The organism is Collimonas arenae, from assembly GCF_001584165.1.
In the GTDB taxonomy this organism is placed as follows: Bacteria; Pseudomonadota; Gammaproteobacteria; order Burkholderiales; family Burkholderiaceae_D; genus Collimonas; species Collimonas arenae.
This window is the reverse complement of record NZ_CP013233.1, coordinates 2,150,133-2,171,085: the sequence shown is the minus strand read 5'-3', so window position 1 is coordinate 2,171,085 and position 20,953 is coordinate 2,150,133. Positions and strand designations below refer to the sequence as shown.

At 57.5% G+C, this 20,953-nt stretch carries 18 protein-coding genes and 2 pseudogenes; 6 read left to right on the top strand and 14 right to left on the bottom strand.

Annotated elements, in window-relative coordinates; translation table 11 throughout:
* Positions 1-137 precede the first annotated feature (137 nt).
* The 9 genes from CAter10_RS10115 to CAter10_RS10080 all read right to left on the bottom strand — a co-directional run bounded on the left by CAter10_RS10115 (position 138) and on the right by CAter10_RS10080 (position 7,896).
* Positions 138-611: a VOC family protein gene (locus CAter10_RS10115; protein ID WP_061533308.1), complete on the bottom strand. Its 474-nt coding sequence runs from the start codon at positions 609-611 to the stop codon at positions 138-140.
* Positions 612-656: 45 nt separating this feature from the next.
* On the bottom strand, positions 657-1,004 hold the full coding sequence (locus tag CAter10_RS10110; protein ID WP_061533307.1) for a GFA family protein: 348 nt from the start codon (positions 1,002-1,004) through the stop codon (positions 657-659).
* Positions 1,005-1,058: 54 nt separating this feature from the next.
* Positions 1,059-1,457 (bottom strand): VOC family protein, encoded by a 399-nt coding sequence (locus CAter10_RS10105; protein ID WP_061533306.1) that lies wholly within the window; start codon positions 1,455-1,457, stop codon positions 1,059-1,061.
* Positions 1,458-1,487: 30 nt separating this feature from the next.
* Positions 1,488-1,850 carry a YciI family protein gene (locus tag CAter10_RS10100; protein ID WP_061533305.1) on the bottom strand — a complete coding sequence of 121 codons (363 nt, stop codon included), beginning with the start codon at positions 1,848-1,850 and terminating at the stop codon, positions 1,488-1,490.
* A 131-nt stretch (positions 1,851-1,981) separates the two neighbouring features.
* Positions 1,982-2,392, bottom strand: coding sequence for an RNA polymerase sigma factor (locus tag CAter10_RS24255; protein WP_335340213.1), 411 nt, complete (start codon positions 2,390-2,392; stop codon positions 1,982-1,984).
* Positions 2,389-3,219: an RNA polymerase sigma factor gene (locus CAter10_RS10095; protein ID WP_335340212.1), complete on the bottom strand. Its 831-nt coding sequence runs from the start codon at positions 3,217-3,219 to the stop codon at positions 2,389-2,391. The genes CAter10_RS24255 and CAter10_RS10095 overlap by 4 nt, the downstream gene beginning before the upstream one ends.
* 73 nt (positions 3,220-3,292) lie before the next feature.
* Positions 3,293-4,633, bottom strand: a complete 1,341-nt coding sequence (locus CAter10_RS10090; protein WP_231879260.1) for a sigma-54-dependent transcriptional regulator — start codon at positions 4,631-4,633, stop codon at positions 3,293-3,295.
* A gap of 11 nt (positions 4,634-4,644) precedes the next feature.
* On the bottom strand, positions 4,645-6,423 hold the full coding sequence (locus tag CAter10_RS10085) for a sensor histidine kinase (protein WP_061533304.1): 1,779 nt from the start codon (positions 6,421-6,423) through the stop codon (positions 4,645-4,647).
* A 117-nt stretch (positions 6,424-6,540) separates the two neighbouring features.
* A complete protein-coding gene (locus CAter10_RS10080; protein ID WP_061533303.1) occupies positions 6,541-7,896 on the bottom strand; it encodes an MFS family transporter in 1,356 nt (451 codons plus the stop codon).
* 454 nt (positions 7,897-8,350) lie between these two features.
* Here CAter10_RS10080 and CAter10_RS10075 point away from each other — a divergent pair, with 454 nt between their 5' ends.
* Positions 8,351-8,560 (top strand): SlyX family protein, encoded by a 210-nt coding sequence (locus CAter10_RS10075; RefSeq protein WP_061533302.1) that lies wholly within the window; start codon positions 8,351-8,353, stop codon positions 8,558-8,560.
* A 19-nt stretch (positions 8,561-8,579) separates the two neighbouring features.
* Here CAter10_RS10075 and CAter10_RS10070 read toward each other — a convergent pair whose 3' ends face one another.
* A complete protein-coding gene (locus tag CAter10_RS10070; protein ID WP_061533301.1) occupies positions 8,580-10,391 on the bottom strand; it encodes an aminopeptidase P family protein in 1,812 nt (603 codons plus the stop codon).
* 224 nt (positions 10,392-10,615) lie between these two features.
* Here CAter10_RS10070 and fusA point away from each other — a divergent pair, with 224 nt between their 5' ends.
* Entirely contained in the window at positions 10,616-12,736 is a 2,121-nt protein-coding gene (gene fusA / locus CAter10_RS10065) for an elongation factor G (protein ID WP_061535271.1), read from the top strand.
* Between the two features lie 58 nt (positions 12,737-12,794).
* Here the strand turns inward: fusA and ribA are convergent.
* Positions 12,795-13,465, bottom strand: a pseudogene (ribA, locus tag CAter10_RS10060) (GTP cyclohydrolase II).
* Positions 13,466-13,848: 383 nt separating this feature from the next.
* On the opposite strand from ribA, the gene CAter10_RS10055 reads away from it, so the two are divergent.
* From CAter10_RS10055 to CAter10_RS10040, 4 genes are read left to right on the top strand one after another with little or no spacing between them, the layout of a single operon-like run.
* Positions 13,849-14,472, top strand: coding sequence for a paraquat-inducible protein A (locus CAter10_RS10055; protein ID WP_061533300.1), 624 nt, complete (start codon positions 13,849-13,851; stop codon positions 14,470-14,472).
* Positions 14,472-15,197, top strand: a complete 726-nt coding sequence (locus tag CAter10_RS10050; protein WP_231879259.1) for a paraquat-inducible protein A — start codon at positions 14,472-14,474, stop codon at positions 15,195-15,197. The genes CAter10_RS10055 and CAter10_RS10050 overlap by 1 nt, the downstream gene beginning before the upstream one ends.
* The gene (locus CAter10_RS10045; protein ID WP_061533299.1) at positions 15,194-16,816 is read left to right on the top strand and encodes a PqiB family protein; all 1,623 of its coding nucleotides are present in this window, start codon (positions 15,194-15,196) and stop codon (positions 16,814-16,816) included. The genes CAter10_RS10050 and CAter10_RS10045 overlap by 4 nt, the downstream gene beginning before the upstream one ends.
* Positions 16,816-17,454: a PqiC family protein gene (locus CAter10_RS10040; protein ID WP_236905523.1), complete on the top strand. Its 639-nt coding sequence runs from the start codon at positions 16,816-16,818 to the stop codon at positions 17,452-17,454. The genes CAter10_RS10045 and CAter10_RS10040 overlap by 1 nt, the downstream gene beginning before the upstream one ends.
* 604 nt (positions 17,455-18,058) lie before the next feature.
* Here CAter10_RS10040 and CAter10_RS10035 read toward each other — a convergent pair.
* From CAter10_RS10035 to CAter10_RS10025, 3 genes and pseudogenes are all read right to left on the bottom strand, one after another.
* Entirely contained in the window at positions 18,059-18,799 is a 741-nt protein-coding gene (locus tag CAter10_RS10035) for an rRNA pseudouridine synthase (RefSeq protein ID WP_061533298.1), read from the bottom strand.
* A 56-nt stretch (positions 18,800-18,855) separates the two neighbouring features.
* Positions 18,856-19,080, bottom strand: a complete 225-nt coding sequence (locus tag CAter10_RS10030; protein WP_061533297.1) for a hypothetical protein — start codon at positions 19,078-19,080, stop codon at positions 18,856-18,858.
* Positions 19,081-19,231: 151 nt separating this feature from the next.
* Positions 19,232-20,781: pseudogene (locus CAter10_RS10025) on the bottom strand (CYTH and CHAD domain-containing protein).
* Positions 20,782-20,953 lie beyond the last annotated feature (172 nt).

Sequence of the window (20,953 nt, the reverse complement as noted above, 5' to 3'; positions counted from 1 at the left end):
ATGTTGTCCAGCGGAATATCCTTTTGTAACAACTCAGAAATAGAGTGGCGCTTCTTATCGTTATCGGAACGACACGAATGCAGCAGTACAGCTTGACGCATTGCCAACGCTGCCATTCGGGCCGTCCTATCACCCTATTATTGTTGCTCGTATGCTTGTTGCAAAAGCTGGATGTCGATCTTGACCATTTTCAGCATGGCCTGCATCACGCGCTGCGACTTGGTGGCATCCTTGTCCTGCAGCAAGCGCCCCAGAATCGAGGGGATGATCTGCCATGACAAGCCATATTTATCTCTCATCCAGCCACACCCTTGCGCTTCGCCGCCTTGGGAAAGCTTATCCCACAGCTCATCGACTTCTTCCTGCGTCTCGCAATTTACAAAAAAAGAAATCGCCGGCGTAAAGCTGAATTGCGGCCCACCGTTCAATGCAATGAATTCCTGGCCTTCGAGTTCAAAAGTTGCCGACATGACAGCGTCCTTCGGTCCAGGGCCGGCATCGCCATAGCGCATGACATTGCCAACCTTGGATTTCTTGAAAATGGCAGTGTAAAAATTCATCGCCTCCTCTGCCTTGCCGTCGAACCAAAGGAATGGTGTAATTTTTTGCATCTTGCTCTCCTCTCGTCAGTTAACTTCGCCTACGAGCGGCAGCATTCACAATGAACGCCCGTCGTAATGCGTAACCGGAATGGCTGCCAGGTCGACTCCCTCAAGGCAGCGAATATTGATGGCGGCGACCCGGTTGCCTTTCGGGTCGACACCCTCGCCGTACGGATGGATGCCGCAGGTGCGGCAAAAACGATGCTTGATGACGTGCTTGTTGAAGGTGTATTCACTGATATCACCTTCGTCTGTCAGCATATGGAGATTGTCGCGAGGAACAAACCACATTAACGAGCCCTTGCGCGAGCAGATCGAACAATTGCATGCCATCGCGCCGTTCAGTTCGCCCTCTACTTCAAATGCAATCTTGCCGCAGTGGCAACTGCCTTGGTATTTCATGGGAGATCTCCTTTATTAGAGTACATTTCAATCCGGCATCTTGATCAGGCCGCCTCAAGTCGATTGTGGCTCCATATAAACAAACTCCCAGATATGTCCATCCAGATCGTGGAATCCGTGGCCATACATGAAGCCATGATCCTGCGACGGGCGCGGCGTTGTGGCTCCGCCAGCGCTCGCTTTTGCAACCAGGTTATCAACCTGCGCCCGGCTATCGCAGGAAACACAGACCAGCACTTCGCTTTGTTTGGTGGCGTCGCTGATCGGCTTGGATGTAAAGCCTTGGAAGAAATTTTCCGTCAGCAGCATGACATGGAGGTTTTCACCAAGAATCATGCAGGCCGCCTGCTCGTTGGTGAATTTCACGTCAAAGCTATACCCGAGCTCCTTGAAGAAACTCATTGACTTGGGCAGGTTCTTGACTGGCAAGTTGACAAAAATTTGCTTGTGCATGGCGCTTTCCTTTCGAATGCAAGTTTCGGCTCAGATCGCATCCACGCTGGATACAAGATTGGCAAGATCAAGTTCGCGGACCGGCCGTACTTCTATGCTGCCAAAGCGCGCTGGCGGAATCTTCGAAGCCCAGTGGATCGCTTCATTCAAATCCTTTGCTTCGATCATGTAAAACCCTGCAAGTTGCTCCTTGGTTTCGGCAAACGGCCCGTCCGTCAGCGTCGTTTGTCCATTGCGGACCCGTACGGTAGTGGCGGTGTCAACCGGCTGTAGCGCCCGGCTGGCGACATAATGGCCACTTGCGCGCAATTCTTCGCGGTAGCCATGGCAAACGTTGTCTGGGCAGGCGTTGAGTTTGTCTTGCGCGAGATAGACTAGGCACAGATAGTTCATGAAGATCTCCTGTTGGCAGTAAATATAAGCAGCACGTCGGGCGCCAAGGCTGATATGAATGCATTGGCAAGAATTAGTCGAGCAGCGAACACCACAATCGACATGAAGGAAAAAAATTTTTGCTATGGCGGCTAATGCGGCAACTCGCCCAGGCGGCGTTGCAAAAAACGACGTTCCGGCTCCTGCTGGGTCAACTCCAGCGCTTTTGCATAAGCGACGCGCGCTTCGGCGAAATGACCAAGGCGGCGATGCAAGTCGGCTTTGGCCGCGTGGGCAAGGTGATAATTCTGTAATTGACCGTCGGCGATCAAAGCATTGACCACCGTCAGTCCGGCTTGTGGGCCTTGATGCATGGCTACGGCGACCGCACGGTTCAATTCAATTACCGGCGACGGCTGCAAGCGTAATAGTGCGTCGTATAGCCCGACAATCTGCGCCCAATCGGTGGCGTCGGCATTTGGCGCGGCGGCATGCACGGCAGAAATCGCCGCTTGCAGCGAATACATGCCGAAGCGGCCAGACGACAGGGCTTGCCCGATCAACGCAGCACCTTCAGCAATCTGTTCGCGGCCCACAAACTGCGGTCCTGCTCATCAAGCGGGATCAGGTCGCCGTTGGCGGCAGTGCGCGCCTGACGCCGCGACTCGTGCAGCAGCATCAGCGCCAGCAAGCCCATCACTTCCGGTTCTGGCAGCAACTGCATCAGCAGACGCGTGACGCGAATCGCCTCTTGCGACAAGTCATGACGCGTCAACGACGCCCCTGATGACGCCGAATAGCCTTCATTGAATACCAGATAGATGACGCGCAACACGCTTTCCAGGCGCGCAGGCAATTCGTCGCGCCCGGGGACCTGATATGGAATACGGGCATCGCGGATCTTTGATTTGGCGCGCACGATACGTTGCGCCAATGTCGGCGCCGGGGTGAGAAAAGCGTGTGCGATTTCTTCGGTGGTGAGGCCGCAGACTTCGCGCAGCGTCAGCGCCACCTGCGCATCAGGCGCCAGCGACGGATGGCAACAGGTAAAAATCAGACGCAGCCGGTCGTCCTCGACATGTTCGCGTTCGTCATCCAGCGCGGCTCCTCCATCCGGAATGGACTCGATCGTATCGGCTACATCGTCATACGGGGTAAACCTGGCGCGCCGGCGTATGCCGTCGATCGCCTTGAAACGCCCTGCCGACACCAACCATGCAACAGGATTGGCAGGAATGCCATCGCGCGGCCATTGTTCGATCGCTACCTTGAAGGCATCCTGCAGCGCCTCTTCGGCGAGGTCGAAGTCGCCGAGCAGGCGAATCAAGGTCGCGAAAACGCGACGCGATTCGCTACGGTAAATGCTTTCAATGCTGGCGGTCAATGACATCGTAGTAGGCGCAATACGGCTTGATGGCAATCCTGATAGCAGATATGCAAGGGACAAATATTATAGGCTGTCTTTATGCTTTGCCGACCGCCAACTGGTATTTCTTGATCTTGTCATACAGGGTCTTCCTGGGCACGCCCAAGAGGTCTGCGGCGGCAGCGACATTACCGTTGCTGGCGGTGAGCATTTCCGCAATCAGCATGCGTTCGTAGGCATCGATCTGCTGTGGCAGCGACATCTCTCCCGCCAGCGCATCGACACCTGCCTTGCCTGGATCACTGACGCCTTCCGCCACGCCCAGCACCAGCCGATCGGCGAAATTGCGCAGTTCGCGGACGTTGCCTGGCCAGTCGCGAGTTTGCCATTGCGCCATTTGTGCCATCGTCCATTGCGGAAGCGGCCGCTGGTAACGGATCGCCGCCCCCTGGATGAAGTGCGCCAGCAACAGCGGGATGTCTTCGCGCCGGTCAATCAGGCGCGGCAGATCGATGCTGACCACGCCGATGCGGTAATACAGATCTTCGCGGAAACTACCCTGCGCGCTCATCTGCAGCAAGTCGGCCTTGCTGGCGGCGATGATACGGCAATCGATGGCGATCGGCTCATTGCCGCCGAGCCGCTCCAGCTTGCGTTCCTGCAGCACCCGCAGCAGCTTGACCTGCAGCGTCAGTGGCATGCTTTCGATTTCGTCGAGGAAGACGGTGCCGCCCTTGGCATATTCCAGCTTGCCGATACGTCGCTTCTGCGCACTGGTGAAAGCGCCCGCCTCGTGCCCGAAGATCTCGCTCTCGAACACAGTCTCCGGCAGCGCACCGCAATTGATCGCCACAAACGGTCCCTTGCGGCCACTGGCGACATGTAATTGACGCGCCACCACTTCCTTGCCGCTGCCGGTCTGGCCGTTGATCAGGATATCGACCATGGTCGGCCCGACACTGCGGATCATGGTGCGCACGCGCTCGATAACGGCTGACTGCCCGATCAGGCTCGGCATGTCCGGATGCGCCGCCCAGCTCGCCTTGAGGTTGCGGTTCTCAAGAATCAGACTGCGCTTTTCCTGGGCCCGGTTGGCCGCTTCCATCAAGCGCTCGGCAGCGAACGGCTTTTCGATGAAATCATAAGCGCCGGCGCGCATCGCATCGACCGCCATGCCGACATCGCCATGCCCGGTCACCACGATCACCGGCAAATCCGGATCCAGCGCCACCACCTGGCTCAACAACTCCAGGCCGGAGCGACCCGGCAAACGCACATCGGTGACAATTACGCCGGCAAATCCCGCATGCAGCCATGGTTGCGCCTGCTCCACGCTGCTGCAGGCGCGCACAGTGAAACCGCCGAGCTCCAGGGTCTGGGCTACCGCTTCGCGCACCGCGTGTTCATCTTCAATCAGCAAAGCTTCGAGCACTGCCACCCTGTTCTCCTTCAAGATTGCGCCAGCAATGGCAGGCACAACACGAATTCGGCGCCGCCATCACCATGATTATTGGCCTGCAGCCTGCCGTTCATGGCCTGCACGATCGACGAGGAAATCGCCAGTCCCAAGCCCAGTCCCTTACCGGAAGGCTTGGTGGTAAAAAACGGCTCAAACAGATGCAGCGCCACCTGAGCCGGGATGCCGGCGCCGGAATCGCGTATCCGGATGACGGCTTCGCCAGCCTCCTTTTCCAATGTCAACCAGACATTTTTTTGCTGCGCATTATCCACCGCGTCCAGCGCATTGCGCAACAGGTTGATCAGTACCTGTTCGGTGCGCACCGCATCACCCACTACGTGTGCGGCCTGGCGGATATCGATATGCAGGCTGGCGCCATGAGTCTGGAATTCGTTGCGCATCAACAGTGCCGCCGCCTCTATCGATTTTTGCAGATCGATCACGGCGACCGTATCGTAACTGTTGCGGGAAAAGCTGTTGAGCTGGCCGATGATCTTGCCCATGCGGGCGCTGGCATTGCTAATGTGCGTCAGGTTTTCCGCAGTCTTGTCGGCCTGTTGACGGCCCAGGAAAGTAATCGCGTTATCGGCAAATGCCCGGATCGCCGCCAGCGGCTGAGCCAACTCATGCGCCACGCCGGCCGCCATTTGCCCGAGCATGGTCAGCTTGCCAGCCTGGATCAACTCGTTCTGGGTCGAGCGCAGCAAGTGCTCGGTTTCCTTCAGTTTCGCGTATTTCGCTTCCAGCGTATGGTTCGCCACCATCAGCTCTTGCGTGCGCTGGGCGATGGTTCGATCGAGATATTCAGCGGAAGTCAGTCGCTCTTCCAGGCGCCGCCGGCGCTGGTACAGGGCCCATAGTGAAATACCCGCGATTGCCAGCAACAATGCAGCCGCCAATGCCCACAGCATGGCAACCCGGGCGATCCTGGCCTGCGACGGAAACAGCATCAATTGCCAGCCAAGCCGGCCGATGGTACGCGTGACATGATCGCCAAAACCGACCCGCAGGTGCTTTGGCAACGAAGCGACCGGCGTGATTGGCTGGTCGGCATACTGATGGGTGCCGGCGAGATCCAGCTGAATCTCGCCGTTGAGCGGATACAGGCTGCGATACTTCCACGCCGGGCGATTGCTGAGGAAAACCACGCCGCTATGATCGGACAGCGTAATCGGATCTTCGCTGCTGCTCCAGGTATGCTCGAATTCGGTGAGATCGATCTTGACTACCATGACACCCAGCGGCGCGCCGTTATCACGTGCAGAGGCGCTCGCATAGATCGGTTGAGCGATGAAATAGCCCGGAATATTGGTCGCATTGCCGATACCGTAGAACCGGCCGGCATTGCCTTTGACTGCTTCACTGAAATACGGTCGGAAACCAAAGTCGCGACCGACAAAGCTGGTCGGCGTATCCCAGTTGCTGGATGCCAGCGTGGTGCCCTTGCGATCCAGCATATATATCGCCACCACTTTCGACTGGCGCTGGATCAGTTGCAAGGTCTGGTTCAGGCGTTGGATGATGGCTTGGTCGTCCGGCCGTGTCAGTGCTTGCACGACATCCGACTGAAATCCGAGCGCATACGGCAACGTCTCGAATTTATCCAGCACCGAGCCAAGATCAAGCGCGATGATCTGCAATTGCCGCTCGCTGGCTTCACGTATATCGCTGGTAGCTTTTTGCGCCGCGAAGATATAGGTCGCCGCCACCACCGCGACAGAGAACGCGAGGCCAAACGCAAGTAATGCGAGGGGATTTCTCACCTTCATGATATCTCCGCCACTAACAGGACTCGCCCGGAGGCGCAAAAAAACATTGGCTATCAGATTCATCCGAGGGTCGCCACCTGTCAGCGACGGCCCCGGAAGCGTCTGATCGCCGCTGCGCTATCGCGACGTTACCGCAGCACCTTCGGCAGAGAACGGTTTGGTTTCAAGCGGCACATCCTTGAGGTAGCCTTCCTTGCTTGGATCGCGCATTCTGTAAGTCACGATGAGCGCAATCGCACACATGGCCGATACATACCAGTAGAAACTGGATTCCATGCCGATCGATTTCAACTTCAGCGCGACAAACTCAGCCGAGCCACCGAAAACCGCATTACCGACCGCATACGACAATCCAACTCCCAGCGCCCGCACTTCCGGCGGGAACATTTCCGCCTTGATCAGGCCACTGATCGATGTATAAAAACTGACGATGGCCAAAGCCAGAATCACAAGGCCGAATGCTGCATAGGGGCTGGTAACGTCTTTGAGTGCATGCAGGATAGGCACCGTGGCCAATGTCGCCAGGACGCCGAAATACAGCATCGAGGTGCGGCGGCCGATCTTGTCGGATAGCGCGCCAAACAGCGGCTGCATCAGCATGTAAACCAGCAGCGCTACCGTCATGACATTACTGGCGGTCTTGGCATTCATGCCGGCGGTGTTCACCAGGTACTTTTGCATGTAGGTTGTGAAGGTATAGAAAATCAGTGATCCGCCAGCAGTAAAACCGACCACCGTCAGAAACGCTCCCTTGTGCTTCATCAAACCGGCCAAGGTGCCCGCATCCTTGTTCTTGCGGGTTTCTGCAGTCGACGTTTCGCTCAGGGATTTACGCAAGTACAGGGCAATAATGGCAGCGCCGGCGCCCAGCACGAATGGAATGCGCCAGCCCCAGGCATGCAACTGCTCGGTGGTCAACAATTGCTGCAGGATCACCAATACCAGTACAGCCAGCAATTGGCCGCCGATCAAGGTCACGTATTGGAACGAAGCGAAAAAGCCGCGGCGTCCCTGCAACGCCACTTCGCTCATGTAAGTTGCGCTGGTGCCGTATTCACCGCCTACTGACAAGCCCTGGAACAGCCGTGCCACCAGCAGCAGTGCCGGAGCCAAGGCGCCAATGGTGGCGTAGGTCGGCAGGAAAGCGATCATCAGCGAACCGCCGCACATCATCAACACCGAAATCATCATGGCGCGACGGCGCCCGTGCTTGTCGGCGATACGGCCAAACAACCAGCCACCGATCGGACGCATCAGGAAGCCGGCGGCAAACACGCCAGCGGTATTCAGCAATTGCGTGGTCGGATTCCCGCTGGGGAAAAATACCGGTGCAAAATAGATCGCGCAAAACGAATAGATGTAGAAATCGAACCATTCGACCAGATTACCGGAGGAGGCGCCGACAATTGCAAAAATGCGTTTTCGATTTTCCGCTGCGGTTGCCGCATGGTCGGAAGGATGAAGCTTTGACATGTTTATCTCCTGTTATGAGTGTTTTGGTGCAGCAAGATCGGTGATTCGGTGCGCGCGACGACAGCAAGTCGCTCCGCTGGCGTTACGGACGGCACGAGGAATGCAGCAACGTATCTGATCGCCCCGGCTGAACCGCGTGCCGCCAAGTTGACTTTAAATCAAGATTGATGCAACAAAGAGGATGGTGATGATGGGTGCATAGCTGTCTCCTGTAGATTAGATTTTTTTCTAAATCATCGCAGACTTCGTGCCAGCGCAATCGAAAAAGCTAAGCTTTTGATTTATTGGAAATAATTGCACCAGATCAGGAATCCGTCCATCGCTTTTTGTGCGGAAATCCAGAATTGGCAATTTTTACTGTGCGGATATCCGCCATGAAAATACACCATTCCAGCCGCGACAGCTCCTATTGCGCTACCATCTCGCACTGCAAAAAAATCAAGGAAGTACGAAAATGAACCCCGAAGACCGCATCGTCGATATCGAGATCAAGATATTGCGCCAGGAAGACATGCTGGACGAGTTGAACAAGCTGGTCTATCGGCAGCAATTGCAAATAGACCAGCTGGAAACGTTATGCGCGACATTGGCGCGGCGCCTCAAGGAGGCCGAGGATAGCCGCAACGCCGGACAAGGCGCGCAAGAGCGGCCACCACATTACTAATCCGCAGCCACCTACGCACTTATAACGGCTGAGTCCGCAGCTCCAGCCACAGCCTGGCGTCGCCCCGCACATGCGGCGACAAGCGCTGCCGCACTTCGGCATGGTAGGCATTGAGCCAGTTGATTTCATCGCTGCGCAACAAGCTCACATCCAGACAGCGGGTATCGATCGGGCACAAGGTCAGCGTCTCGAAACGCAGGTATTCGCCGAATTCGGTCGTTTCGGCAAACTGGTTCAGCACCAGGTTTTCAATCCGCACACCCCAGCGGCCAGGACGATAGGTGCCTGGCTCGATTGAAGTGATCATGCCCGGCTCCATTGCCGTGTGCGCATCCGGCGCAGCGCTGCCCGAGATCACTTGCGGGCCTTCATGCACGTTCAGAAAATAACCCACTCCGTGGCCGGTGCCGTGCCCATAATCAACGCCGCCGGCCCAGATCGGCGCGCGGGCAATGGCATCGAGTAATGGCGATTTGATGGAGCGCGGGAACTGTGCCGAAGACAGCGCAATGACGCCCTTCAGGACCAGTGTGCAATCGCGCTTCTGCGCCTGCGATGGCTGCCCGATCGGCACCATACGAGTGATATCCGTGGTGCCGCCGACATACTGGCCGCCAGAATCGATCAGCAGCAAGCCGTCGCCGCTGATCGTTGCGTGCGACTCCGGCGTAGCCCGGTAGTGCGGCATCGCACCGTTGGCGTTGAAACCGGCAATGGTGCTAAAACTCGGGCTGACGAACCCGGGACGCCGCGCCCGGGCGGCAGTGATCTGGGTGTCGATCATCAGCTCGGTCACCGTTTCCTTGCCCAAAGCCTGATCCAGCCATGAAAAGAATTCGCACAATGCCGCGCCATCCTGTTCCATCGTGGCGCGCACATGGGCAATCTCGTCTTCAGTCTTGCGCGACTTGGCGAAAGTGGTCGGATTGATTGCTTCGAGCACCTTGACGCCAGCCGCCACGGCCTGCCGCAAGCCCAGCGTGACACGGCGTGGATCGAGCAGCAGCACGGCATCTGTCGGCAAGCTAGCCAATGATTCAGCCGCCTGCGCATACGACGCCAGGTCGACGCCATCGGCAATCAACGCCTCGCGCACGGCTTCCGGCACCTTGCCGTCGGCGACGAACAACGTAGTCCGCTGCGGACCGATCAGCGCGTGGGCGACAAACACCGGGTTGTAATTGACATCGGTGCCGCGCAGATTGAACAGATAGGCGATATCGTCCAGCGTGGAAATGAAATGCCATTGCGCGCCCTGTTCCTGCATGGCCTGACGCAAACTGGCCAGCTTGGCACCACGCGCCAAAGGCGCATGCGGTGCCTGATGCTGGTAAACATCGGCCATCGGCAACCCTGGGCGATCGCTCCAGATTTCGCCGAGCAGATCGATATCGGTACATAATTTGCTGCCGCCCTTGGTCAGCGCTTGTTCCAGCGCACGCGCTGTCGCCAAGCCGAGTACGGCGCCGTCGACCGCCAGCGTCTTGCCGGCCGGAAGATTTGCTGCCAACCAGTCCAGATGTAGCAGGCTATTGCCAGACGGGGTCTTCATCAGGACGATCTCGCTGCCGGCCAATTCCGCTTCCGCTTGCGACCAATAGCGGCTATCTGCCCACAGACCGGCAAAATCGGCGGTAATGATCAGGTTGGCAACCGAACCGGTAAAGCCAGACATCCACTCCCGCCCTTTCCAGCGCCCTGGCAGATATTCGGACAAATGCGGATCTGCCGACGGTATCAGGCAGGCATCGACATGGTGGCGTTTCATCGCATCGCGCAGTAGCTGGATGCGCGGACCGGCAGTGGTTTGGGAGAAGGTTCTGGAATTCATCGCGGTTTGGAAAATGGTCGGAAGTGTGTGATTCAGTGGTGTTCGGAACAATTCATATGCCGAAAAATCGTCTTGCCGGCGAAACGCCTAGGATACCACCGCAGCGCAAAAAACGGAGCCTCGCATTGCTCACAACCGCGAACCGAAAAAACGGGTAAGCTCATACGTCAAATCGGCTGTCAATCAACCAAGATCATCATTATTTGCTCCAAGAGGAAATCGTCATGACTCGCAAGACTCCCATCGAGCGTTACCGGAACATCGGCATCAGCGCTCATATCGATGCCGGCAAGACCACCACTACCGAACGCATCCTGTTCTATTCCGGCGTCAGCCACAAGATCGGCGAAGTACACGACGGCACCGCCACCATGGACTGGATGGAACAGGAACAGGAACGCGGCATCACGATCACTTCGGCCGCCACCACTTGCTTCTGGCAGGGCATGGCCGGCAACTATCCGATCCACCGCATCAATATCATCGACACCCCGGGACACGTCGATTTCACCATCGAAGTCGAGCGTTCCATGCGGGTACTGGATGGCGCCTGCATGGTCTACGATGCAGTCGGCGGCGTCCAGCCGCAGTCCGAAACGGTCTGGCGCCAGGCCAACAAGTACGGCGTGCCGCGGCTGGCGTTCGTCAACAAGATGGACCGGGTCGGCGCCGATTTCTTCCGCGTGTACCAGCAGATCCGCGATCGCCTCAAGGGCAATCCTGTGCTGGTGCAGATTCCGGTCGGCGCCGAGGACAATTTTCACGGCGTGGTCGACCTGATCAAGATGAAGGCGATCATGTGGGATGATGCCACCCAGGGCGTCAAGTTCGAATACATCGACATCCCGGCTGCGCTGCAAGCCAGCGCCCAGGAATGGCGCGGCCGCATGATCGAAGCGGCGGCCGACGCCAGCGACACCATGATGCAGAAATACCTGGATGGCGACACGCTTAGCGAGGAAGAGATCAAGGCCGCGCTGCGCAAGCGCACCATTGCCGGCGAAATCGTTCCGATGCTGTGCGGCAGTGCGTTCAAGAATCGCGGCGTGCAAGCGCTGCTGGATGCCGTGATCGATTTCCTGCCGGCGCCAACCGATATCCCGCCGGTCAAAGGCCACGCCCAGGACGACTCAATTATCGAGCGGCGCGCCAGCGACGATGAAAAATTTTCCGCCCTCACCTTCAAGATCATGACCGATCCGTTTGTCGGGCACTTGAGCTACTTCCGTGTGTACTCCGGCGTGCTGGTTTCCGGCGATTCAGTATTCATCCCGAATAAAGGCAAGAAGGAAAGAATCGGCCGCGTGCTGCAAATGCATGCCAATCATCGTACTGAAATCAGCGAAGTATATGCAGGCGACATCGCCGCTGCGGTCGGACTCAAAGAAGCCAGCACCGGCGATACACTGTGTGACCCTGGCAGCATCATCACGCTGGAAAAAATGGTTTTTCCGGATACCGTGATCTCGCAGGCGGTTGAGCCGAAGACCAAGGTCGACCAGGAAAAAATGGGGATTGCGCTCAGCCGACTGGCCGAGGAAGATCCATCGTTCCGCGTCAAGACCGATGAGGAGTCGGGTCAGACCATCATCTCAGGTATGGGTGAATTGCATCTGGAAGTGCTGGTGGAACGGATGCGGCGCGAGTTCGGGGTCGACGCCACGGTCGGCAAGCCGCAGGTAGCATTTCGTGAAACCATCCGCAAGACATGCGAATCGAGCGAAGGCAAATTCATCAAACAGTCCGGCGGGCGCGGCCAGTATGGCCACGTGGTGCTGAAGATCGAACCGCAGCCGCCTGGCAAGGGCTTCGAATTCATCGATGCGATCAAGGGCGGCACCGTGCCGCGTGAATATATACCTGCGGTCGAGAAAGGCGTGCGCGAAACCTTGCCGACCGGCGTATTAGCGGGCTATCCGGTGGTCGACGTCAAGGTCACGCTGTTCTTTGGCTCCTCGCACGATGTCGATTCCAACGAAAACGCCTATCGCATGGCCGCTTCGATGGCATTCAAGGACGGTTGCCGCAAGGCTAGCCCGGCCTTGCTGGAACCGATGATGGCGGTCGAAGTGGAAACGCCAGAGGAAAAAATGGGCGATGTGATCGGCGACCTGTCGTCGCGGCGCGGCATGATACAAAGCATGGATGATATTCCAGGCGGCGTCGGCAAGATCATCCGCGCCGAGGTGCCGCTGGCCGAGATGTTCGGCTATTCGACCACGCTGCGTTCACTGACGCAGGGACGGGCCACTTATACGATGGAATTCAAGCATTATGCTGAAGCGCCGGCCAACGTGACCGACGCCGTGGTGAATGCCAAGCATATCGGCAGCGGTAAACACTGAACGGAATCGGGAGAAACAGCCGCGCATGCGGCTGTGGCCGATCCGGCTTAATTCCGGCTTAATTACTGTCGGCGTCGCGCTCCATGCCATCCATCGGCAGCAAATGGCCCAGCTTGGACGCTTTGGTATCGAGATAACGCGTGTTGAACGGATTCCTGTTTAGAATCAAAGGATACGCTCGACAACGGTGATGCCAATCTTTTGCAATGCCGCTACCTTGCGCGGATTGTTGGTCATCAGGCGCAATGCGGTGATGTCTAGGTGTTCCAGCATCGATTCACACAGGCTGTAGTCACGCAGGTCGGCTGCGAAACCCAGTTGCTGGTTGGCCTCCACCGTATCGGCGCCGCCATCCTGAATCCGGTAGGCCCGAATTTTGTTAATCAGGCCAATACCACGGCCCTCCTGACGCAAATACAGAATTGCGCCGCGCCCTTCGGCAGCGATTTTTTGCAGTGCCCCCTCCAGTTGCGCGCCGCAATCGCAGCGCTGGCTGAACAGTGCATCACCGGTCAGGCATTCGGAATGGACACGCGCCAACACCGGCTCGCCGTCATTGACGGCGCCAAGGGTCAAGGCCAGGTGCTCTTTGCCGGAGGCATGGTCGACAAAGGCATGCAGTTGGAACGTCGCCCAAGGCATGGGCAGTTCGCAGGAGGTGACATACTCCAGCTTGTGATCGGTAGCTGCTGCGGCGGATGGTGCGCCTTGTGGTGTAATGATGCTCATTAGGTAACTTTGATGTAAATAAAAAGCATGGCGTTGCGTCAATATCCTGTCCGCAAACCACACTTTAGCTCTGGCAACAATGAATTCACCCGTCATTTTACGAGTATTCGGGAAGATACGTATGACGCAGCTTTACCGGCATGATCGAAGGCGTGCCATCGTTCTCATTGCGCCGCCAATGTAATCGACTGTTATTTACCATCGCCCACAAATGGTGCAATGGATGCAACGCAATCGCGCAGAATTTCTGTTCAAGCGATTTTGTCGCGCACATCCAGCATGGGCAATGTCGTGGCAATCTTTTTCTCAGCGCTGAACGTATGTAAGATCAATATTTGCAGATTTGTTGTTAGAATTCCATCCATCCAAATTCAAGACGAATAATGCGCGAAGTCCCCGACCTGATTGCTTGCGAAGGATGCGATGCGCTGTATCGCAAGGTGGCGCTGCGTCCACAGGAAATCGCCCATTGCCCGCGCTGCGGCACCGAACTGGATCGCGATTCAGGACGTCAGCGCGAGCGCATCCTGCCGCTCACCGTGGCCAGCCTGATCATGTTCGTCATTGCCAACAGCTTCCCCATCGTCGAGATCGAGCTGCAAGGCTTGAGCAGCCGCACCACACTATTCGGTGCCGTGCTGTCGCTGACCACCGAAGGCATGTCGCTGGTGGCCCTGCTGGTGCTTGCCACCACGATCCTGTTCCCGCTGCTGCAACTGCTGTTCCTGTTCTACTTGCTGGTCTCGCTGGCCGGTCGGCGTCGCCCGCCAGGCTTCCGCTGGCTGGTGCGTGCCATGCAAAGCTTGCGGCCATGGGGGATGGTTGAGGTCTTCCTGCTGGGCGTACTGGTAGCCGTCGTCAAGCTGTCAAACATGGCGACCGTGATCCCGGGCGTGGCCTTGTGGGCGTTCGGCGTGCTGACGGTCCTGCTGACCGCGGTAGTCTCATTCAATCCGCGGCATTTCTGGCAGATGGCGTATGCAGAACAAGCCCGGGAAGGTTCCTGATGATCAACGTCAATTCAGCCAATTCAAGCACAGTCGCAAGTGATGGCGGGGCCAGCGCATCCGGCCTTGAAGGTAACGAAGATCTGCCTGTACATACCGCGGCCAGCCTTGGCATGATGTCCTGCCATCACTGCGGGACGGTGTGGCAGGAAGTGCGTGAAGATGAACACTGCCAACGCTGCGGCACAGCACTCCACAAACGCAAACCCGACAGCATCCGGCGCAGCTGGGCCTTTCTGATTGCCGCCTGCATCATGTACATCCCGGCCAATCTGATGCCGGTCATGATTACCAAGACCTTGCTTGGCGTCCAGGAAGACACCATCATGAGCGGCGTGATCTATTTCTGGGTATCCGGCGCCTGGGAACTGGCGGCGATCATTTTCATCGCCAGCTTCCTGGTACCGCTGTTCAAACTAGCCTCGCTGATCCTGCTGACCTTGACAGCGCAACGACGCAGCCGTTGGCGCCGCCTGGAACGCGCCAAACTGTATCGACTGGTCGAAATCATCGGCCGCTGGTCGATGCTGGACGTATTCGTGGTGTCTCTGCTGGCCGGCCTGGTGCAGATCGAAGGCTTTGCCAAGATCACTGCCGGTTTCGGCGTACTGGCGTTTGCCTCGGTGGTGGTCCTGACGATGCTTGCCGCGCTGAGTTTCGATCCGCGCCTGACCTGGGACAGCGGCGATCAAGAGTTAGATGAAATGAAAGAAAGTACAAGATGAGTGATGAAAACACCGTGCCGCCCCTGCCAGAACCGAAACTGAGCCGCAAACGTGATTGGTTGCCATCGCTGATATGGCTGATTCCGATTGTCGCTGCGGTAGTTGGCCTGACGCTGGTGGTCAAGATACTGGTCGAGCGCGGCCCATCCATCACCATCACGTTCCGCACGGCTGAAGGCTTGGAGGCCGGAAAAACCAAGGTCAAGTACCGCGATGTCGACATCGGCGTGGTACAGACCATCACGCTGAGCAAAGACCGCAAGCATGTGCTGGCCAATGTCCAGCTGTCGAAAGAAGCCGAGAGTTTCACCGCCACCGATACCCGTTTCTGGGTGGTGCGTCCACGCGTGGCCGCGTCCGGCATTTCAGGCCTGGGCACCTTGCTGTCGGGTGCGTACATTGGCGCCGACGCCGGCGTCTCCAAGGACAAGAAAGACGATTTCACCGGTCTCGAGGTACAACCGATCGTTGCGCTCGACTCTCCCGGCAAGCAATTCATGCTGCATGCGACCGACATCGGATCGCTGGATATCGGCTCACCCATCTACTTCCGGCGCATCAAGGTCGGCCAGTTGGCCGCCTACGATCTGGATGAAGATGGCAAAGGCGTCACGATGCGCATTTTCATCGACAAGCCTTACGAAAAATTCATTGGCGTCAACACCCGGTTCTGGCACGCCAGTGGCTTTGACATGCAGATCAACGCCAGCGGCTTCAAATTGCGCACTCAATCGTTGGCCACCGTGGTGTTGGGTGGCATCGCGTTCCAGGCGCCGGAAGACAATCTCGGACCGCTGGCAAAGGAAAACACCACCTTCGCGCTGGCCGAAGATCAAGAAACCGCAATGAAGGAACCGGACGGCCCGTCGGAAACCGTACTGCTTTACTTCAACCAGTCCCTACGCGGACTGACGCCTGGCACCACCATCGATTTCCGTGGCGTGGTGTTGGGTGAAGTCAAATCGATCGGCCTCGAATACGATGCCAAGAAACGTGAATTCCAGATGCCAGTCGCGGTGCAGATTTATCCAGAGCGGCTTGGACGCAAGTATGCTGAGGACGAACGTCATTCAGAGTACACCGCCAAGCAGCGCCTGGAATATATGGTCAGTCGCGGCTTGCGTGCGCAGCTGCGCACCGGCAACCTGTTGACCGGCCAACTGTACATTGCGCTGGACTTCTTCCCGAAAGCGCCGCCGGTCAAGATCGACACCTCATCCCCGGTGATCGTGCTGCCGACCATTCCGAACAGCCTGGATGAAATCCAGTCGCAGATCGCCGAAATCGCCAAGAACCTGAGCAAAGTGCCGTTCGACCAGATCGCCGCTGATCTGCGAACGACGCTGGGCACAATGAACCGTACGTTGCTCAACGCCGAACAACTGACCAAGAGCCTGAACAATGATGTCGCGCCGGAAATTGCTTCGGCCATGAAGGATGTACGCAAGACGCTGGACAACGCCAATCGCACCCTGTCCGACAATTCGCCATTGCAGCAGGATATTCGTCAGACCTTGCAGGAACTGACACGTTCGGCGGCTTCGCTGCGGGTATTGACCGATTATCTGGAACGCCATCCCGAATCGCTGATTCGCGGCAAGCAGGAGGAAAACAAATAATGAGATTGACCATGCCAAGATCGACGCTCTTGTATTCCCTGGGGGCCGCGCTGCTGCTGGCCGGCTGTGCCTCGGCGCCTACCCATTTCTACACATTGGCGACGCCTGCGGGCACAGCGAACACAACGCCAACCGGCACGGCATCGAACGCGCGTACCTTCATCGAAATATCGCCGATCGCCCTGCCGGAACGGCTGGCCCGTCCGCAACTGGTCGTGCGCAGCGCCGGTGCGACATCAGCGATCCGGGTCGACATCCTGGAACAGGAGCGCTGGTCCTCGCCATTCAACAATGAATTGCGCGACGCCTTCGCCAGCGGCCTAGCCAATCGTCTCAACGCCACCGACGTCAGCCGCAACGGCCGGCCAATCGACCAACCGGTATACCGCATCGCCATCGAACTGCGCGAATTCGACGCCGTCCCCGGCCAGCAAGTACAAGCCACCTACGGCTGGACCATCACCCGCTCCGACAACAGCCGCACCACCGCCTGCCAACTCACGCTAACAGAACCGGTAGGCAGCGGCATCGACGCACTGGTGCTAGGCGTGCAACGCACTGTAGCCGGCGCGGTGGATGGGATTGCGGCAAATGTCGAAGGGTTCAAGGCGAATGCGGGGACGGTTTGCAAAAGCTGATGTTTGATGAGTCCGGCTTGAGCTAACGCCACCGCATGCGCTCCGTGGTCCGTTAAATGGGTCAGAGCTGCGCGGGAAGTGTAATTTTCGCAAAAGACCGCGAAAAAAACTCTGACCCCATTTAACTTCTCGGGGCTGGTTTTGACGTTGTTGTTGGTTTTGACGTTGCAGTTGTCGTTGCTTTTGACTTCTCGCATGCTGACGTTGCCAAATGGGACGGGCGACAGTCGGGAATTATGGGACACATGTTTGAGCGCAGCGAGTTTGTGTCCCATCCGACTGGCGCACGTCTCATTTGGGAACCCGCCAACGGCGGGCAACGGCTGTGCGATCGCCTTCTTTTGGTTACTTTTCTTGGCGAAGCAAGAAAAGTAACTAGCTGCCGGGCTACCCCCGGCAAGCTTCCACGGAGTAGAAACCGTTTTAAGTAACGTCAGACGAAAAAGGCTGATGCATCACCGCACTCACTCCGTGGCCCGTTAAAAGGGGTCAGAGTAATTTTCGGCAAAACCCCCGCCGAAAAAAAACTCTGACCCCATTTAACTACTGATCCGAGCTACGCGCTGCCGTAGCTATCTGGCCGCAAAGCGTCCTCAGAGACGCTTCAAAACCGTTCGTAACCCAGCAGATAACGCCACTCACCAACGGCCAAGCCCGCCATCGGCACGCGCCCAATGCGAATCCGCTTGATTGCCACCGCCTGCAAGCCAACCTGATCGCACATATGCACGATCAGGCCCCGCGGCGGTGCCTTCAACGCAAAGCGCAAACGCGTCTCGTTCTGCCAGCTCACCTTGATCGGCGGCAGCGGCTTGCGATTGAAACTCAAGCCGTGATTCAATAATTTCAAGCCATCGTCAACGATATCGCCGGCAACTTCCACGATGTATTCATGTTCGATCTTCGCCGCATCGTCGACCAGCTTGCGCGTGACACGCCAATCCTGGCTGAAGATCAGCAGGCCGCTCGCCATGGTTTCGAGCGGTTCAATCAGCGTCAGATTCGATAAATGGCGCTTCAGGAAACGCAGCTCGGCGCGATCGTCCGCAGCCCGTTTGTCGGCGAGGATCAGGCGTGAAGCGAGTTCTGCCACCGGCAATTGTGAATCGGCAAACAGATCGAGGCCAGCCGGTTTGTGAAACAGGATGGTGACTGGATCCTGGGATTCAAGGCTGGCCTCCGGCGCCAGCTCGATTTTTTGCCGGGCATTGATACGAAATCCCGGCTCTTCCACCACCACGCCGTCGACCTTGACCCACCCGCCCTCGATATATTGTTCGGCTTCGCGGCGCGAACAGGCTTGCTGTTCGGCCAGGTATTTGGCAAGGCGGATGGATTCTGTCATAGGTAAGGTATCGAATGAGGTCAATAATGCGGGCGGCTATTGTAACCGCCGCACGTTTATTTACGATACAACTCGGGACGCGACTTGTTACGCTGTTCGTAGATGGTTTTGGCATCCGCGCGAGCACGCTCCAGCGTGCGCATGGCCGGATCGTCGTCGTGCAAGGTAAAGAAATCGGCGGCTTGGGCGCGCATCACGAACTTGATGGCGGCAGCATCGGACAATTCATAGATCTCTACCATCAAAGTAGTGACTTCATCCAGGTATTCTTCGTAGGTCATATTCAACTCCGGTTGTTTCCCGCGGGGCGTTTCGCACACGGAAACGCAACTCGCCGACTCCGCTCACCTTCATCCACTGCGTTACAGGAAAAGCTCGGCGGGCATATTTTGCATCAAATGCTGCCATGGCGCAGCAGTTGTTACAAGGCCTTTACCGCCGCTGACCGGCCTTCATTGGCGCTTTCAGGGTCTTGAATTTGCGCCACAAACGAACCGTCTCCAATTGGCGATCCTTGTTCATCGCCTCTAGCGAAGCCACCGCCAGGTCGCACTGGGGCGACAATTCGGGCTGCGCCATTGCAATCTGCGCCAACAGCCTGGCCGCCACGCTGGCGTCATTAGACTTGCCCATGGCGTCCTGCAGTCCGCCAAGCGCACCAATGAAGGCGTGCTGCCGTTTAGCCGGCAAATAAGATTCGAAAAATTCCACTGCGTAGCGCAATTTCTTGGCTGCGATCCTTGCTCGATGACGACGTCCAGCACTGCAATGAGAGAGATGGTCACCGCGCTTGAGTAATTTTTCCTGCAAAGCCGACAGTTTTTCGTGGCGAATTTCTGCAGCGGCGCCGCCAGCGCATCCAACTGGGGTGCGCTCAGCCCATCGCGCCAGCGCTGTGCATTGAGCCAAGCGCCGATCTGCAGCAGCAACCGAGAATAAGTCGGCGACTCGATGGCAGCCGCAGCAATATGGCGCTGGCGGGCAGCTTCCTGATACGCCAGCTGACGCAACTGATCGAGCTCCGGGCTATCAGGGCACGCTGCGATCACATCCGACAATGTCGCCATTGCCAGCACTTCCCAGTCGCGTGCCGGACCCAGTGCACCTCCCAGCCAGGCGATTTGCTGCAATATCTCGGAAGGTATCGGCATACGCTTTTTGAACAGGTCCAGCGTGGCGCGCAAACGCCGCAAGCCGACCCGCATCTGGTGCACGTTTTCCGGATCGACACCGTGCGCCACGCCCTCTTCATTGCCTTGCACCTGCGTCAGGCAGCTACCGACCAGTTGCAGGAACCCCTGCTCTAGCGTCAAATCCGGCGCCAGCCAGAGCGCCTGCGCCCGTAACACCGAAGGCGGTTGCGGCGCATGCAGCGCATAGCCACGCTCGGCCTTGCTGACATTGGCGACACGCAATGGCAAATCACGCTGCAACTCCAGCGCAAATTCGAACAAGGCTGCCGGCGCACCGGATTTCAGCTCCAGTTCGATCTCGCTGATGGGCTGGCTGTTTGCATCGCGCCGTACGTCCCCCTGATCCAAGGCGAGCTCCACTTCGGCGCCGCCGGCCAGCCGCAACAACCAGATGGTGCGACGGAACGTCGTAGTGAAAATCGGCTGCAGGCGTTGCGCCAGATTAGGGGGCGATAACAATCCCGCGAGCGGCGATTCGCCGTCGATCAGCGCGCGCAGGGCGTCCAGATCCGGCACCGCGGATGCCACCTGCGACTCCCACTCCGGCCGCTGGTGCAATCCTGTGTCCACGCGTCCGCCGCTCTTGCAGGTCTGGATCCAGCGCGTCCCGACCTTGCGCACCCGCAGCGCAGTGCGGTTCTGTTTCAGATACAGGTCGGGCGTATCGAAATAAATGCTGGTCAATTGTTGCGGACGTGGCTTGCCGCTCGCATACTTCTTGAGCAGAGGGTGGCGTCGAAAACGCGCGACGTCGGCAGGGGCCAGCAACAACTTCAATTCAATTTCCATAATTTTCCATGCCATACAGACAACAAAATTAGCTCGCAAATGCGCTTACAATCTTCGACACCGTCGCCACAGTATACGCAGCCAATTACCGTAAGTCCCGTTAATTTAACGGCATGTAAAATCAATATCATTCAAAATGGCGGACGACAGGCCATCAGCACCGACCAATCAA